Here is a 15,358-nt window from a genome sequence, read left to right on the forward strand (position 1 = left end):
CGTTAAACACCGCTTCTCTCATGCACAAGACTCACCTCGTCGGCGCCCGCACGCACAACCTTCAATCGCTCTCGGTGGATCTCGCGGAAGGCGAGCTGGTGTGTCTCACGGGAGTGTCGGGTTCCGGGAAATCCAGCCTGGCGCTCGACACCCTGTACGCCGAGGGACAGCGCCGCTTCGTCGAGAGCTTCAGCCCCTATGCCCGTCAGTTCCTCGAGCGGCTGGAGCGGCCCCCGATGGACACCCTGGAGCCGGTGGCCGCCGGAGTGGCGGTGGACCGGCGCGCGCCGGTGAAGAGCTCGCGCTCCACCGTGGCCACGCTCGCCGACGTGGAGGCCTACCTGTCGGCGCTCTTCACTCGCGAGGCGATGCCGGTGTGCTCCGCGTGTGGGGTGGAGGCGGTGCGCACCGACGCGCGCGTGGCCGCCCAGGCCGCCCTCGCCGCCGAGCCCGATGCCCCGGCGGTGCTGACCTTCCCGGTGCGCATCGCGGACACCGCGGACTTCATCGGCGCGCGGGCCCGGCTGCTCAAGGACGGCTTCCACCGGCTGATGGTGCGCGGCGAGGTGAAGGAGCTGGAGTCGCTCAAGCCGGGCGAGGCCACGGACCCGGCGGGCGTGGCGTACGTGGTGGTGGACCGGGTGAAGCTCGCGCCGGGGCAGCTCGGGCGGGTGACGGCGGCGCTGGAGTCCGCGTGGGCCCAGTCCCAGGGCGAGGCGGTGGCCTTCACTCCGGCGGGGCCGCGGCGCATCCGCCGGGGCCTCGTGTGCCCCAAGTGCGCGCGCGAGTTCGAGCCGGCCCGGCCCGGCCTCTTCAGCTACCAGTCGCCCACGGGCGCGTGCCCCACGTGCCGGGGGTTCGGCCGCACCATCGGCATCGACTGGGACAAGGTCATCCCCAACCCGACCTTGAGCCTCGCCAAGGGCGCCATCCGCCCCTGGTCGGGCAAGACGTCCGAGTGGGAGCGCAAGATGCTGGGCGCCTACGCGCGCCAGCACCGCATCCCCATGGACGTGCCCTGGGGACAGCTCTCCGCCGAGCAGCGCGAGCGGGTGTTGCAGGGCGAGGGCGACTACGACGGCGGGCGCGTGTACCCGGGCGTGCGCGCGTGGTTCCGGTGGATGGAGAGCCGCACGTACAAGATGCACGTGCGGGTGCTGCTCTCGCGCTACCGCGCCTATACGTTGTGCGAGAGCTGCAAGGGCGCGCGCCTCAACGAGGCCGCCCTGGCGTGGCGCGTGGGGGGGTTGGATCTGGCGGCGTGGCATGGGCTGGAGCTGGCGGACGCGCGCACGCGCCTGGAGTCGCTGCGCACCCAGACGGGCCAGGGCGAGCTGGTGCGCCGAGAGCTGGCGGGCCGCCTGGGCTACCTCGCGCGGGTGGGGTTGGGCTACCTGACCCTGGACCGGCCCGCGCGCACGCTGTCCGGAGGCGAGGCGCAGCGCGTGTCGCTCACGGCGGCGCTGGGCACCTCGCTCACCGGCGCGCTCTTCGTGCTGGACGAGCCCACGGTGGGCTTGCACCCCGCGGATGTGGGGCCGCTCACGGGCGCCATGGCCGAGCTGGCCACCCGGGGCAACATCGCCCTGGTCATCGAGCATGATCCGCTCGTCATCCGCTCCGCGCACCGGGTGCTGGAGCTGGGGCCGGGAGCGGGCAAGCACGGGGGGCGGCTGTGCTTCGATGGCACGCCCCAGGCGCTGGCCCGGCGCGAGGATCTGCCCACGGGCCGGCTGCTGGCGGGCACCGAGGACGTGAAGCGCGTGCCCCGCGCGCGTACCGGCGAGCTGCGGGTGCGCAACGCCCGGGCCCACAACCTCCAGGGCGTCTCGGTGAGCGTGCCGCTCGGCGTGCTGTGCGCCATCACCGGCCCCAGCGGCTCGGGCAAGAGCACGCTGATGGACGAGGTGCTCTACCGGCACCTGGCGCGCGCCCTGGGCGAGAAGGACGCCGAGGTGCCCGGCGAGGCGGACGCCGTGGACGGGCTGGAGGCCATCGAGCGCATCACCTTCGTGGACCAGTCGCCGCTCGGACGCACCTCGCGCGGCAACGCCGCCACGTACACCAAGGCGTGGGATCGGCTGCGCGATCGCTTCTCCTCGGAGCCCGAGGCCGAGGCCCGGGGCCTCACCTCGGCGCACTTCTCCTTCAACGTGGACAAGGGCCGCTGCGAGGCGTGCGCGGGCGAGGGCTACGAGACGGTGGAGATGCAGTTCCTCGCGGACGTGTCGCTCCTGTGCCCGGTGTGCCGGGGCCGCCGCTTCAAGGAGGAGGTGCTGGCCATCCGCCACCACGGCCTGTCCGTGGCGGACGTGCTGGAGGCCACCGTGGACGAGGTGCTCCAGCGCTTCGAGGGCGACAAGGTGCTCGCGCGCACGCTCGGGCCCGTGTCCCGGCTGGGGCTCGGCTACCTGAAGCTCGGTCAGCCCCTGTCCACCCTGTCCGGTGGCGAGGCGCAGCGCTTGAAGCTCGCGCGCGCCCTCTCCAGTGAGGCCAAGGGCTCGCTCTTCCTCATCGACGAGCCGAGCGCGGGCCTGCACGACGCCGACGTGCGCCAGGTGCTCGCCGCGCTGCACGAGCTGGTGGACGAGGGCGCGAGCGTCCTGGTGGTGGACCATGATCTCGTCGTCATGCGGGGCGCGGATTGGATCATCGACCTGGGGCCGGGCGGAGGCCGTCACGGCGGACTGCTGGTGGCCGAGGGCACGCCGGAGCAGGTCGCCCGGGGCCAGGGCCTCACCGCGGCGGCGCTGCGCGGGGAGCTGGGCACGGCGGCGACTCCGGTCAAGCGGGGCAAGGAGGCGGCGAAGGCACCCGCGGCCATCGAGGTGGAGCACGCACGCGAGCACAACCTCCAGGACGTGTCCTGCCGCATTCCGCTGGGGAAGATGACGGTGGTGACGGGGCCGAGCGGCTCGGGCAAGAGCTCGCTCGTGTTCGACGTGGTGTTCGCCGAGGGACAGCGGCGCTTCATGGAGACGCTCACGCCCTACGCGCGCCAGTTCCTGCCCAGCATGCCGCGCCCGGACGTGGAGCGCATCGGCGGCATTCCGCCCTCCGTGGCGCTCGAGCAGCGCACCTCGCGCGCGGGCTCCACGAGCACCGTGGCCACCGTCACCGAGGTGGCGCACTACCTGCGCCTGCTGTTCGCCAAGCTGGGCCTGCCGCACTGCCCGAACGACGGCGAGCCCATCGCCGCCACCACCGCCGAGGCGCTCTACGCGCAGGTGCTCGCCATGAAGGGGGAGGGCACGGTGCTGGCCCCCGCCGTGCGCGCGCGCAAGGGCACCTACCTGGACGTCTTCACCGCCGCGGCGCGCGCGGGCATCGAGAAGGCCTTCGCGGACGGCAAGGAAGTCTCCACCGACCAGCCGCCCCAGCTCGTCAAGACGCGCGAGCACGACATCGATCTGGTGATGTACCAGGGCCGTCTGGCGAAGCTGCCGCGCGAGGTGTTCGACAAGGCACTCACCTGGGGCAAGGGGGCGTTGAAGGTGCGCACCGCGGGAGCGCGCGAGACGCTGTTGTCCAGCGAGCGCACCTGCCCGGTGTGTGGCTTCTCCGTGCCGGAGATGGATCCGCGCTGGTTCTCCTTCAACACGAAGCAGGGCCGGTGCGAGGCGTGCGAGGGCACGGGTGTGCAGGGCGGCGCGGAGGCGCAGGCCGAGGGCAGGACGGAGCCGTGCCGCACGTGCGAGGGCTCGCGGCTGGAGCCGGTGCCGCGCGCCGTGCGGCTGGAGGGGTCGCGCTACCACGAGGTGGTGCAGCAGTCCGTCACCGCCGCGCTGGGGCAGGTGCGGGAGTGGAAGTTCCGCGGGGATCAGGCGCTGTTGGGCGAGCCCTCGCGCCAGGAGTTGTTGCGGCGCCTGGAGTTCCTGGACCGCGTGGGCCTGGGCTACCTGTCGTTGGATCGCAACGCGGCCTCGCTCTCGGGCGGGGAGATGCAGCGGCTGCGGTTGTCGGCGCAGCTGGGCGCGGGCCTCACCGGGGCGATGTACGTGCTGGACGAGCCGACCATCGGCCTGCACCCGCGCGACACGCACCGGTTGTTGAACAACCTGCGCTCGCTCGTGCAGACCGGCTCCACGGTGCTGGTGGTGGAGCATGACACGGACACCATCCGCGCGGCGGACCACCTCATCGAGCTGGGCCCCACGGGCGGCCGGGGCGGTGGGCGCATCCTCGCGGAGGGCCCGCCGGATCAGGTGTTGCAGAACGAGGAGGCACCCACGGCCCGGGCGCTGCGCGAGCCCGCGGTGCTGGCGGCGGTGCCTCGGGGCGAGCCGGAGCGGTGGATCGAGCTCAAGGGGGCGACGGCCCACAACCTCAAGGGCGTGGATCTGCGCATTCCGGTGGGCCGGCTCACCGTGGTGTCGGGCGTATCGGGCTCGGGCAAGAGCACGCTGGTGCGTCAGGTGTTGTACCCGGCGCTGCGCGAGAAGCTCGGGCTGGTGACGGCGCGTCCGGGGGCCTTCAAGTCCCTGACGGGCGTGGAGGCCATCCGCCGGGTGATGGCGGTGGACCAGTCGCCCATCGGGCGCACGCCGCGCTCGGTGCCGGCCACCTTCCTGGGCCTGTGGGACGAGCTGCGCCGGGCCTTCGCCGCCACTCCGGAGGCGAAGGTGCGCGGCTTCGGGCCCACGCGCTTCTCGTTCAATTCGACGTCCGGTGGGCGGTGCACGGCGTGCGAGGGCCAGGGGGCCATCTCCCACGAGATGTCCTTCCTTCCGGACGTCGTCACCCCATGCGAGGTGTGTGGAGGCGCGCGTTTCGACGCGGCGACGCTCGAGGTGCGCTACCACGGGTTGACCATTGGAGACGCGCTGCGCCTGTCCGCGGACGAGGCGAAGGACGTCTTCCATGCCCTGCCCAAGGTGGCGGCGCCGCTCACGTGCCTGTCGGACCTGGGGGTGGGCTACCTGCAACTGGGTCAGGGCTCCAACACGCTGTCGGGCGGCGAGGCGCAGCGGTTGAAGCTGGCGGCGGAGCTCACGGCGAGCACGCGGCACGAGCCCACGCTGTACGTGCTGGACGAGCCCACCACGGGGCTGCACCTCGGGGACGTGTCGAAGCTCATCGCCTTCCTGCACCGGTTGGTGGACCGGGGCGACACGCTGGTGGTCATCGAGCACCACCCGAGCGTCATCGCGTCGGCGGACTTCGTGGTGGAGCTGGGGCCGGAGGGGGGCGAGGCGGGAGGAACGCGGGTGGCGGAAGGGACGCCGCGCGAGGTGTCCCGGCTGAAGACGGCCACGGGCCGGGTGCTGCGCTCGGTGTTCTCCGCGGACGAGCCCTCGCGCAAGGCCGCGCGAGGCCGGTAGGGGACGCCAGAGAGGCGCCGCTCGCGGCTACTGGGGGACCTTGCGCAGCTCGTCCAGCCGGCGCCGCGCGCTTCCGGCGAGCAGCGAGTCCGGATGCGCGGTGAGCAACTCCTCCAGGGCCCGGGCTTCGTGCTCGGTGTCCCCGAGGGCGCGCCAGGACTCAGCCACGCCCTGCAGGGCCTCCTCGCTCAGCATGCCGCGGGGCTTCGCGCGCAGCGCCTGCTGGTACTGGCGCAGGGCGCCTTTCGCGTCTCCGAGGTGCTCCAGCCGCAGTCCTCCGGAGGCCACCTGGGCCACGTACGCCGACGTCGTCCCGGGCGAGGACTGGATGACGCGCAGGTAGAGCGCCTCCGCCTCCCTCCACTGGCCCGCGGCCCGGCGTTCATTGGCCCGGCGCAGCAGATCCTCTGGTTGCGCGGCGACGGGCGCGGGTCCGGTGCGAGCCACCGCGGGCGCCGGGGGCTCCGCCGCCACCTCCTCGGAAGGAGCCGCTTCGGGGACCGGCTCGGCGGCGACCGGCGCGGCGGGAGGGGGCACCACCCGCACCGGGGCCACCGCCTGGGAAGCCTCCTCCTTGGAGGCGCGATGCGCCCACCACCCGTAGCCCGTGGCCGCCGCCGCGCTCATCATGCCCAGGCAGGTGCTCGTGATCAGCACGCCCTTCCAGGGGAGTTTCCTCGGGGGCGCGGGCGCCGGGGCGGGCGCGGTGGAGAGCGCGGCCGCCAGGGCTCCCTGGATGAGGTCGGCGGAGCGCTGGCGGGAAATCCGCCGGGCCGGTCCGACGCTTTCGTCCAGGGGGCCGAGCAGCTCGAGGCGCTCTTCCATGTCGTGGATCCCTTGACTCATTCCTCTTCCCCGTTCGTACCCGATTCCCGTGCGTAGAGTGCCCGGAGATTGGCCCGTCCCAGACGCAGGCGGCTGCGCACCGTCTCGAAGGGAATGCCCAACTCCTCGGTCATCTCCGGCACGCTCATCTCCAGGACGTAATGCAGCACCAGGGCGTGGCGCTGCTCGTCGGAGAGTTCATCCATCAGCCGTACCATGTCCCGGCGGAACACGTAATCGTCCGGAAGTGCCTCCTCCGAGAGCACCGTGAGCTCCATGGGCTCGGCTTCCGGCTCGGTTCCCGAGTCGCGCACCTTCCGCATCGCGGCGAAGGTGGTCCGGGCGACCACCCGGTCCGACCAGGATTTGAAGGAGCCCTCGCGGCGCCAGGTCGGCAGGCCGCGCAGGATGGCGATCAAGGCCTCCTGGGCGATGTCATCCACGTCATGATCTCCGCGCACGAGATAGCGCACGAGGTTGCGCACCCGGGGCAACAGCTCCGTCAACAAGGACTCGGCCGCGTCGCGCCGCCCCTCGATGACCGCTTGGATGCGGCTGTCCTCGGAGGGGAGCGCCTCCTGGCGCCCCCGCGTTGTCGCCCTCATTGCCCTCATCGTCGGGATGGAGGAGGGAAGGGAAGATTTCGGGTCACGAGCGGTCAATGCGCCCCCAGGAGGATGGCGAGGCCGAACCGGGGCTGTGCTCGCCAGAGTGAATTGCGGACGATGAACGTCCCCTGTTGCAGGTAGCCAAGGGTGGGCACCGCCGTCAGCACGTCCAGGGCCAGGTTGGCCTCCAGCGCCACGGACCCTCCTCGCCAGCGGGCCGCGAGGGTGGGCGCCCCATAGAAGGAGGGAGTGAGCCGGGCAGGCGAGGCCTGGACGCCGGGTGCCAGGGCTTCCGTGCCGCGCAGGTGGCCCGCGAGCCCCACCTCGAGTCCGGCCCCGAGCCGGAAGTGCTCCGTGGACACCACGGCGGCATCCACCCCCACGCCCAGGGCATGCCTCGACAAGGAGACCCGGGTGTACTCATCGCTCAGCGCAGTGGGGAGGCTCGCCAGCAGCAGCACGCGCGCGCGCAGCCGTGCCCCTTCCCATCCCACGCCGAGCTGCGCGCCGTGCTGCCCGAGCGGACCATCGCCCATGAGCGTGCCCTGCCATCCCACACTCACGCCCCAACCTTCCCGGGCGGGGGCGGTGCTGGGGGCGGGAGCAGGCGCGGGAGGTGGAGGGGGCGGTGCGAGGGCGGGGGCCTCGGGGACTTCCTCCACCACCTCTCCCACGGGGCTGCCGGCCACCAGGGCCTTCAACGCGGAGCGGACGATCAAGGCCGCGGCTTCGGCCGCCGCGGAGCGGCCCTTTCGCTGGTGGGTTTCCACCTGGACTCGCCGTACGAGCAGCCGCCGGGTGGCGGGTTCCGCGACGTGGACGATGATCGCCTCGGGCTCATGGCGGAACCAGAGGACGACGCGGAAGGGCCCCTGCTCGGCCAGCGCCACGGCGGTGCGCCATTGCTCGGCGGCCTCGGTGCTCGGCGCGGGCCCGGGGTTCACCCGCAGCACGACGGGCAGATCGCTCAGTTGTCCTTGGAGTCGCTCCGCCAGCTCCGCGTCTTCCGGAGAGGAGGCGCGGAGCACCGCGGCCCAGGGTTCCTCCTGGGCGGCGCTGGCCGTGCCCCACCCCACGAGGACGCACACAACGAGGAGTCGGGTCATACACGGGACAGAGGCTCTCACGCTCGGTCCGTGAACGTACATGGAAACGAGGAACTCCGGATAGATGCCACACCCGGGGTGCGTTCTTCCTGGTACGGGAAGGGGATAGGTGACCCGAAATACGGGTGGGGTGACTCCGTCGCCCTGGAGACCTTCCCGGGAGCGACGCATGCGCTGGACCCATGGACTCGTTCTGCTGGCCGTCACGGGGGCCTGCTCCGTGGAGGACGCCGTGGCGATCCTGCCTGGGCCCGATCGGGCCGGGTATTGCGCCTCGGGGGCGCCGACCCGGTTGGTGGAGGATGGCGCGACGGGGCGGGAGATCTGCGGCGGGCTGCTGGCGTCCCGGGTGTTCACGCGGGCGTTGTGCGCCTGTGGGGAGCTGGTGGTCAGTGCGCCCTCGGCCCTGGATGCCTTCCAGGGCTCCCAGGGTCCAGGAAGCGCGGGGGGCGCGGGGGCGTCCGTGGGCGCCAATGGTGGAGTGCAGTTGACGTCGGAGCTGCGGGTGAGTGGCTCGCTCCAGGTGGGAGAGACGGGCATCGCCCTGGGCGCCGGGCTCCTGTCCGTCCAGGGAGAACTGCGCGATGCGGGGCGGCTTCAAGGGGCCAGCTCCACGGTGCGGGTGGGCGGGGATGCGTGGGTCGCGGGGGATGTCGAACTCCAGGAGCTGACGGTGGGGGGCGTGCTGTCGCAGCCCGCGGAGCGGCGCCTCACCGTGCCTCAGCCGCCACCGCGCGTGCGGCGTGAGCCGGTGGGCCCGTTCGCGCCGCCCTGCTCCTGCGACGCCCCCGAGGACGTGGGCGCCTATGTGAAGAACCACGTGACGGCCCATCACAACGCCGACATCGGGCTGGCGGTGGACGCGTTGGCGGACTTCTCCGGGGACGCGGCCCTGGAGCTGCCGTGCGGGCGTTTCTACCTGACGCGGATCCACGGTCCGGGCTCGCTTCTTCTTCGCGTGACGGGGCGGGCGGCGCTGCTCGTGGACGGAGACGTGGACGTGGGCGGGCTCGACGTCCAGTTGGGGGAGGGGGCGGAGTTGGACCTGCTCGTCGCGGGCGGAGTGTCCGCGCGCGGACCCGTGCGGATGGGCTCGCCCGGGTTCCCCTCGCGCCTGCGGGTCTACGTGGCGGGCGCCTTCGATCTCGACGCCGGGGATCCGTGGAACACCCTGCCCGAGTCCAGCGAGCTGGCGGGCAATTTCTATCTACCCCGGGCGCACCTGGACCTGAGCCGGCGCGCGGAACTCTCCGGCTCGGTGTTCGCCCAGCGCGTGGCGGCCTCGGCGGGCCTGTTCCTCCACTACGATCTGGACGTGCTGGGGTTGGGCGAGCGCTGTGCCGATTAGGCGGGGCGCTCACCCCGTGGCGCGCGTGGTCTCGCCGATGCGCTCGGCGGCCCGCTGCACGGTGGGCCAGAAGTGCTCGGCCATGCGCAGATAGCCCGTGTCGGACGGGTGGAAGCCGTCGGCCGAGAAGTAGTCGGAGCTGCCGGGCAGCTCCACGCGGCTCGGGGTGTGGAGGTCCACACCGAGGAGCCCATGACGGGCCACCACGCGCTCCACCGCCGCGTTGAAGTCGCCGATGCGCCGCGCGATGAGGGGCAGGGGAAGGAAGTTCGCCGCCAGCCGGGCCACGGGGGCCAGGGACATGTCCGGCAGGTTGGAGACGATCACCGCCGCGCCCGTGGACACGAGTCCCTTGGCGAGCGAGTCGAAGTGGGACTCGAACTGCTCGGGTGTCACGCCGCGCCACAAGTCATTGATGCCCACCCCGAGCGTCACGAGATGGGGGGAAGATCGCAGGGCCCGGGGCAGTTGGCCGGACAGCACGGTGGCGCTGGTGGCGCCGCTCACGGACAGGTTGAGCAGGCCCACACCGACGCGGGTGCGGCGCAGCCGTTGGAAGAGGTGCTCCACATAACCGCCCTGGCGCGCGCCTACACCCACGCCGGAAGAATCACCCAGGGCCACATATCTCAGGGAGAGTGCGCTCATGTGCCTTCTTCCATAGCGCGCTCTCTCTCCCTTCGCAGGGTCGCCCGGGTGCCGCGTCGACGCCTCCTTGCTCCAGGGGCGTGCGTTTGCTCACTGCCTCCAGCGCATCCGGGAGTGCCGCCCGTCGCGGTCCGGCTTCATCAGGTTCGCCTCCTTGCGTCCTCCGTGCCGGGCGAGCGAGATGGCGAGCTGGGCCCGCTTCTGTGGGGGCAGATCCTTGGCGAGCGCCTGGTACAGGTCGCGCTCCAGCGTGGTGAGCTGGGCCTTCGCCTCGAACACCCGTTGCACCGCCTGATCCACCTGGGACTGCGCGGCGGCATCCCCCTTGGCGGCCTTCCTCAGGAGCTGCGCGGAGGCGCGGACCTGCTCGAGCAGGGGGCGCCGGCGCTCGTCGAACTGGCGCATCGTGTCCGCCATCTTCAACGTCTGGGCCTCGTTCAACTCCAGCTCCTCGGCGAGGCTCAACATCCGCATCATCCGCGTGCGCTTCTCCACGCGCTCCGAGGCATCCGGGGCGTCGGGCGGAGCGGCCCACGTCATCAGGGGCAGCAACAGCAGGGGAAGGACCAGCAGGCGAAAGGGCTTCATCACAGCGACTCTCCAAGGGAGGGGGAAGACAGGAACTCATCGGCCTCGACGTCCCATGAGGGGGTGGCCTCCGGGGCGTCCTCCAGGTCCACGTCCGTCAGATCGAGCGCGTCGGACAGCGGATCCGCCAGCGCCCATTGCTCCAACGCGAGGACATCCTCCTCGGTGGAGGAAGCGGCCTCGAGGGAGGCGGAGGGCGTGGAGGGGGAGGGCGTCCGGGGCAGCACCCCGGGCCTGAGCAGGAGCAGGAGCACGGCGGCCGCCGCCATCAAGACGCCCGTGGTTCGCAGGTGGGCCGCCCGCCGGACCTGGTCCTGGCGCCAGCGGCTCACCGTGGTCTGGGGGAGGAACTCCAGGACGGCCTGCTCCCGGGGCGAGGGGGTGGGCAGCGCGGCGAGGCCCAGGGTGTCCTGGAGCGCGGTCACCTCGCGGCGGCAGGCCGCGCAGGTCTCCAGGTGCGCGCGCACGCGGGGCTCTTCGTGGGGCTCCAGGGCACCCGCGGCCCACAGGGTCAACGACTCCGCCATGTCCTGGCACGCGCTCATGGGCGCTCCTCCTCGGACGTTTCGGCCATGTGCTCCCGGAGGCGCTTCACGGCGTGATGGAAATTCACCTTCGCGTTCGTTTCGGTGATGCCGAGCGACTCGGCGATGTCGCGGAAGCCCAGTCCCGCGTCCACCCGGAGCGTCAGCACCTCGCGTTGGCGGCGGGGCAGGGTGAGCACCGCCGCGCGCACGGCCCGCTCCCGCTCGGCCCGCTCCAGGGACTCCTGGGCGGACTCCCCGGGTGCCTCGGTTTCGGGGATCTCCACGGCCCGGAGCCAGCGCCGCCCCTGGCGGGCGTGGTTCTTGGCCAGGTTGAGCGCGATGCGGATGAGCCACGCCCGGAAGGGCATGGGCCCCGACAGCCAGCGGGAGAAGACCCGGTTCGAGGCCTCCAGGGCGCGCAGGAAGGCTTGCTGGGCCAGGTCCGCCGCGTCCTCGGGGCTCGAGGCGTAGCGGCGCATGAGCGAGAACACCAGGGCCCGGTGCCGATCCACCAGGATGCCGAAGGCCGCCTCGTCACCGGCCAGGAAGGCGCGGCAGAGCGCCTCGTCACTGGGCTCGGTGGCGGCTTGCGCCAGCCGCAAGGGTGTCTCCAGGGCCTTCACGCCTCGATCAACACCGGAGCCGGCGAAAGGTTAAAGCGGTCGTTTTCCCGGAGGCCGAAGTCCATGGGAGCAAGTTGTGTCACCCTACTTGAAAGGTAACCAGAGAGGCCGTACCATGCAGGTCATCCCGTTGCGAGGAGAAGACCGATGGCGGAGACGATGGGTGATGCGCTGGGACTCCAGATTCTGCGGGCCGTGCAGGAACTGGGAACGCGGATGGAGCGGGTGGAGGTGCAGGTCAACCACCTGAGCACGCGGGTGGATGCGTTGACCGAGCGGGTGGACCGGTTGGAGGTGCGGATGGACCGGCTGGAGGAGCGGATGGACCGGCTGGAGGCACAGGTCAACCACCTGAGCACGCGGGTGGAGCGGGTGGAGGCGCAGGTCAACCACCTGAACACGCGGGTGGATGGCCTGTCCGCTCGGATGGACAAGCAGGAGAAGTGGATGGAGCGGCTGGCGGCCGAGTTCCTCCATTTCCGGGAGGAGGTGCGGGGTGACATCCGTCAGTGGCGCGTGGAACTGCAAGAGGACCATCGCCGCCTGAAGAAGCGCCTCGATGCCACCGCCACGACGGTGGTCCTGATGGCATCGGTGCTACGAGGTCCAACGGAGTTCAGCGTGGAGTTGGAAGCGAACTTGAGCGAACTCCACGCGAGCTGAACGCAGCCCCGGGGTGCTTCTGCCCGGTGGGAACAGAGGCCCTCGGGTTGGTTGCCGTGGACTTCACCCTACGTCACAATGCGTCCCTTTCATCGGGAAGGACGTCATGGCAACGGATAGCGGGGTCGCGCGCATCAAGGGCAGCGTTTTGATTTCGCGCCTCAACCTGCTGGCGAGACAACCTGGAACGAAACGCCTCGAGGTCCTCCAGAGGTTGTCTCCAGCGGACCGCAAGGTCCTCGACGGCGTCATCCTGCCCATCGGCTGGTATCCCATGGAGTTGAACCTCCGGTTGGACGCGGCCATCGCCGTGGTGCTCTCGCCGAGGGATCGCACCCGCGCCTTCGTCGACATGGGCCGGGCCTCGGCGGAGGAGAACCTGAAGGGACCCCACCACGTGTTCCTCCGCCAGGGGGATCCGCACTTCCTGCTCAGCCACGCGCAGGAAATCTACCGCCTCTACTACGCGGTGGGCTTGCGCTCGTACGAGAAGACCGGCCCGCAAGCCGGCGTGCTGCGCACCCTGGGCGCCGAGAGCGTCACCGAGGCGGATTGCCTCACCATCATCGGCTGGTACCAGCGCGCCATCGAGTTGAGCGGGGGCCGCGACGTGCGTGTCGAGCACACGAAGTGCCGCGCCCGTGGTAACGACTGCTGCGAGTATGTCTGCTCCTGGGCGCTCTGACGCGGCCCTCCCCCTTCCGAGCCCCTCGTGCCCCTTGCTCCCGCGCTTCCCCTGACCCCTGACTTCCTCGCGCGGCTCGCCCAGGCGCTCGGCGTCACCCGGGTGGCGCGGGTGACGGGGCTGGACCGGGCGGGCGTGGAAGTCGCCACCGCGGTGCGGCCCGGGGGCTATGTGCTCCAGGTGTGCAACGGCAAGGGCCTGGACTTCCCGGCCGCCTCGGCGGGCGCCCTCCTGGAGACCGCCGAGCTGTGGGCCGCGGAGACGGTGCGGCCGGAACGGCTCCTCTGGGGCACGTCCCGAGGCTGGGAAGCACGCGGACGCACCGCCTGGGGCGCCGACGCGCTCGGCACCCGGGGGGGCGTGGTGGTTTCCCGGTTGTGGGGCCCGGAGGTGCGCTGTGCCTGGCTCGAGGCGACGGATGCGCGCTCCGCACAGCCCGTGCTCGTCCCCGCCCAGGGCGTGTACTGCCCTCCCACGGGCGCGCCGGCGCTCGGCCCGGTGAGCGTGCAGTGGACGAGCAATGGCTCGGGCGCCCATCCCGAGCGGCCAAGGGCCCTCCTGCACGCGCTGTTGGAGGCGACGGAGCGGGATCAACTCGCGCGCCTGTTGCCGGAGGGATGGACGGAGGAGGTGCTCGGCTCGCGGCTCCTGCGCCCCGCTGGCCTCGCCTCGAGTGCCCCCCGGACGGCCGCGCTCGCGGAGCGCCTGGGCGAGCGGGGCTTCGACGTGCACCTCTTCGATCTCTCGCCGGGCGCGCGCACTCCGGGCGCGGTGGGACTGCCCGTGGGCGGAGCGCTGCTCGTGGATCGCGACCAGGGCCCGGTGCCGCTGGCGGCGGGTTATGCCTGTGCGCTCACGCGGGACCAGGCCCTGCTCGGCGCGTTGCTGGAGGCGGCGCAGTCGCGCCTGACGGACATCCACGGCGCGCGCGAGGACGTGGACGCGGGGGATCGCGAGGCTTCCCTGGCGCTCGCCTCCGCCTGTGCCGCGGCGCGCCCCCGGCGCAACGTGGAGTCCATGCCCGAGCCCGCGGCGAAGGGGGACTCGCCCGAGGAGGCCGTGGGCGAGGTGCTGGCGCGGCTCGCGGGGGCGGGCTTCTCCCGGGCGGCCGTCATCGACCTGGAGGCCCCTCTCCCCGGACTCCACGTGGTGCGCGTGGTGGTGCCGGGCCTGCGCGTGTCGGAGTTGTTGTGAAACGGCGTCCCGCCTCTTCCCGTCCCGATGATCTCATCGTCTTCCTGGGCCCCTCGCTGCCGGAGGCGGAGGCGCTGGCGCTGGTGCCCTGCCGGGTATTGCCGCCCGCGCGCCAGGGAGACCTCTGGCGGGCCCTCTCCTTGAGGCCGCGGGCCCTCGCGCTCGTGGATGGGGTCTTCGAGGCCCAGCCCTCCGTGTGGCACCACGAGGTGCTGGCCGCGCTGGACGCGGGGGTGGCGGTGTTCGGAGGCGCCAGCATGGGGGCCCTGCGCGCCGCGGAGCTCGCGCCTCACGGCATGGTGGGCGTGGGCGCCATCTTCGAGGCCTACCAGCGGGGCGAGCTGGTGGATGACGCCGAGGTGGCGCTGCTCCACGCCGACGCGGAGCATGAGTACCGGGCGTTGTCGGTGCCGCTCGTCAACGTGCGGCACGTGGCCCGGCTCGCCCAGGACGCGGGAGTGCTCTCCGCCGCCGAGTCCCGGGCCCTGGTGGATGCCGCCGCGGCGCTCTTCTACCAGGATCGCACCTGGCCCCGCGTCCTCCAGGCCGTGGGCGAGGCGTGGCCCGCCCCCACCCGGGACAGGTGGCGGACGTGGGCGGCCGGGGGCCTCGCGGATCTCAAGCGCGAGGATGCCCGGGCCTGCCTCCAGGCCGCCGCGGCGTTCGTCGCCTCCGGGGCCCGTCTCCCGTCGCGCGAGGGCGTGTCCCGGCCACCGCCCTCGTCGTACGTGCGGCGCCGCCGGCTCGTGGAGGGCCTGTGCGAGACGGAGGCGGGGCTGGTGTCCTCGGAGGACGTGCTGGAGGAGCTGCGCGCCGGGCCCGGGGCACAGGTGCTGGCGCGCGCGGGCCTGCGCCGGGCGTTGCTCGCGGGGTGGGCCCGGAGCCTGGGACTGTCTCCCACACCCGAGGAAGTGGCCCGGGCCGAGTCGGAGCAATGGGCCCACCTGGGCGTGGCGTCCCCGGAGCGCGCGGCCTGGCTGGCGGCGTGTGGCCTGGACGCGCACGAGTTCCGGCGGCTGTGCGAGGAGCGGGCCCTGGAGGGGCTCGTGCTGGAGCATGCCGCGCGGCTGCTGCCGGATGGGCCCTCGTGGGACGAGGCGCTCGCGTCCGAGTCCCGGCTGCAGGGGCGGTGGGCGGAGGTGGCGGCGCGGCTCACGGCGCCCAGGCGGCGTCCGCGCAAGCGGTGAGCCCCGGGACGGGGCGGCTGGGGTAGGGTGCGCGC

General features: G+C 72.4%; 13 protein-coding genes. 6 read left to right on the forward strand and 7 right to left on the reverse strand.

Annotated elements, in window-relative coordinates; translation table 11 throughout:
* The first annotated feature begins 20 nt into the window (after positions 1-20).
* Entirely contained in the window at positions 21-5,321 is a 5,301-nt protein-coding gene (gene uvrA, locus F0U63_RS12175) for an excinuclease ABC subunit UvrA (RefSeq protein ID WP_395846053.1), read from the forward strand.
* Positions 5,322-5,348: 27 nt separating this feature from the next.
* Here the strand turns inward: uvrA and F0U63_RS12180 are convergent, their stop codons facing one another.
* Genes F0U63_RS12180 through F0U63_RS12190 form a run of 3 tightly spaced genes read right to left on the reverse strand, consistent with a single transcriptional unit; the run spans position 5,349 to position 7,860 of the window.
* The gene (locus F0U63_RS12180) at positions 5,349-6,167 is read right to left on the reverse strand and encodes a tol-pal system YbgF family protein (protein ID WP_395846054.1); all 819 of its coding nucleotides are present in this window, start codon (positions 6,165-6,167) and stop codon (positions 5,349-5,351) included.
* Complete coding sequence (locus tag F0U63_RS12185; RefSeq protein WP_395846055.1) at positions 6,164-6,751, reverse strand: RNA polymerase sigma factor; 588 nt, start codon at positions 6,749-6,751, stop codon at positions 6,164-6,166. The genes F0U63_RS12180 and F0U63_RS12185 overlap by 4 nt, the downstream gene beginning before the upstream one ends.
* Positions 6,752-6,804: 53 nt before the next feature.
* Positions 6,805-7,860, reverse strand: coding sequence for a hypothetical protein (locus tag F0U63_RS12190; protein ID WP_395846056.1), 1,056 nt, complete (start codon positions 7,858-7,860; stop codon positions 6,805-6,807).
* A 169-nt stretch (positions 7,861-8,029) separates the two neighbouring features.
* Between F0U63_RS12190 and F0U63_RS12195 the strand changes: the two genes are divergently transcribed.
* The gene (locus F0U63_RS12195; protein ID WP_395846057.1) at positions 8,030-9,208 is read left to right on the forward strand and encodes a hypothetical protein; all 1,179 of its coding nucleotides are present in this window, start codon (positions 8,030-8,032) and stop codon (positions 9,206-9,208) included.
* Positions 9,209-9,217: 9 nt separating this feature from the next.
* Here the strand turns inward: F0U63_RS12195 and F0U63_RS12200 are convergent, their stop codons facing one another.
* From F0U63_RS12200 to F0U63_RS12215, 4 genes are all read right to left on the reverse strand, one after another.
* Complete coding sequence (locus tag F0U63_RS12200) at positions 9,218-9,856, reverse strand: SGNH/GDSL hydrolase family protein (RefSeq protein ID WP_395846058.1); 639 nt, start codon at positions 9,854-9,856, stop codon at positions 9,218-9,220.
* A 90-nt stretch (positions 9,857-9,946) separates the two neighbouring features.
* Entirely contained in the window at positions 9,947-10,444 is a 498-nt protein-coding gene (locus F0U63_RS12205; protein WP_395846059.1) for a hypothetical protein, read from the reverse strand.
* Positions 10,444-10,989 (reverse strand): anti-sigma factor family protein, encoded by a 546-nt coding sequence (locus tag F0U63_RS12210; protein WP_395846060.1) that lies wholly within the window; start codon positions 10,987-10,989, stop codon positions 10,444-10,446. Before F0U63_RS12210 ends, F0U63_RS12205 begins: the two co-directional genes overlap by 1 nt.
* On the reverse strand, positions 10,986-11,573 hold the full coding sequence (locus F0U63_RS12215) for an RNA polymerase sigma factor (protein ID WP_395846061.1): 588 nt from the start codon (positions 11,571-11,573) through the stop codon (positions 10,986-10,988). Before F0U63_RS12215 ends, F0U63_RS12210 begins: the two co-directional genes overlap by 4 nt.
* Positions 11,574-11,741: 168 nt before the next feature.
* Between F0U63_RS12215 and F0U63_RS12220 the strand changes: the two genes are divergently transcribed.
* The 4 genes from F0U63_RS12220 to F0U63_RS12235 all read left to right on the forward strand — a co-directional run bounded on the left by F0U63_RS12220 (position 11,742) and on the right by F0U63_RS12235 (position 15,323).
* Complete coding sequence (locus F0U63_RS12220; protein WP_395846062.1) at positions 11,742-12,257, forward strand: hypothetical protein; 516 nt, start codon at positions 11,742-11,744, stop codon at positions 12,255-12,257.
* Between the two features lie 106 nt (positions 12,258-12,363).
* Complete coding sequence (locus F0U63_RS12225; protein ID WP_395846063.1) at positions 12,364-12,942, forward strand: TIGR02265 family protein; 579 nt, start codon at positions 12,364-12,366, stop codon at positions 12,940-12,942.
* Between the two features lie 27 nt (positions 12,943-12,969).
* On the forward strand, positions 12,970-14,136 hold the full coding sequence (locus F0U63_RS12230) for a YcaO-like family protein (protein ID WP_395846064.1): 1,167 nt from the start codon (positions 12,970-12,972) through the stop codon (positions 14,134-14,136).
* Complete coding sequence (locus F0U63_RS12235; RefSeq protein ID WP_395846065.1) at positions 14,133-15,323, forward strand: TfuA-like protein; 1,191 nt, start codon at positions 14,133-14,135, stop codon at positions 15,321-15,323. Before F0U63_RS12230 ends, F0U63_RS12235 begins: the two co-directional genes overlap by 4 nt.
* The last annotated feature ends 35 nt before the right edge of the window (positions 15,324-15,358 follow it).

Source organism: Cystobacter fuscus, assembly GCF_044360685.1.
In the GTDB taxonomy this organism is placed as follows: domain Bacteria; phylum Myxococcota; class Myxococcia; order Myxococcales; family Myxococcaceae; genus Cystobacter; species Cystobacter fuscus_C.